The 740-nt window shown below is 39.5% G+C and carries 1 protein-coding gene; it reads left to right on the forward strand.

Annotation, left to right across the window (positions count from 1 at the left end; genetic code table 11):
* Positions 1–167: 167 nt before the first annotated feature.
* A partial coding sequence (locus tag AB4496_RS24355; RefSeq protein ID WP_372132354.1) for a GIY-YIG nuclease family protein occupies positions 168–740 on the forward strand: 573 nt, incomplete at its 3' end.

Raw genomic sequence — 740 nt, forward strand, 5'->3', positions numbered from 1 at the left:
TTTTTGCCGCCACTTTTAACTTGCCTGTATGGTGGAGGAACATTTGAGGAGTCCGCTTACATATCAATCAATTCTAACTCGGAATTTACATTAACTAGTTAATGCGCTGACATTGCACACGTCCAACATTTCATACTGATAAAATCACGCGTTGTTGGATACTTATTGTGGCAAAAAATAGGCATGAAGGTTTTGCAAAGGCATATAAAGAAGCAACATATCTCTATATCGCATACTCAAACAGATCTCATCTGTTTAAAATGGGCATCACAAAAAACACCCAAGATCGCTTACGTAACTTAAACTCGCATCGACCTGATGATAGCGGTGATTGGAAGTATGTGGGATATGTGAAAATAGGTCCCAAAATTACAGGTATAATTGAATCCCAAACCGCTACGTCACTGAAGCAGTTCAATATCCATCGTCCCTTTGGTGGAAAAAAAGGTTACTGCCGAGAACTATACAGTTGCCCGCTTTCTGTCATCTTAGAATACTTACACTACAGGCTTCTTCCTGAAGAGCGCAAAGCCCTAGCTAAATCAATCATGCAAAAGAACACAAAATTCAGAATGCATAACGGCAAATTGGTTAGCTTCTTAAAACCAACAGCAGACGACAACTTAAACCCTAGTTCGGTAAAAAAGCGAAACAAAGACAAAAACAAAAAACAAACACCTAAGCGTATTAGGCGTACTGATTTAACGCCGATGGCACAGATGCTTCAAGATAAGCACAAC

Source organism: Vibrio sp. 10N.222.46.A1, from assembly GCF_041473595.1.
Taxonomy (GTDB): Bacteria; Pseudomonadota; Gammaproteobacteria; order Enterobacterales; family Vibrionaceae; genus Vibrio; species Vibrio tasmaniensis_A.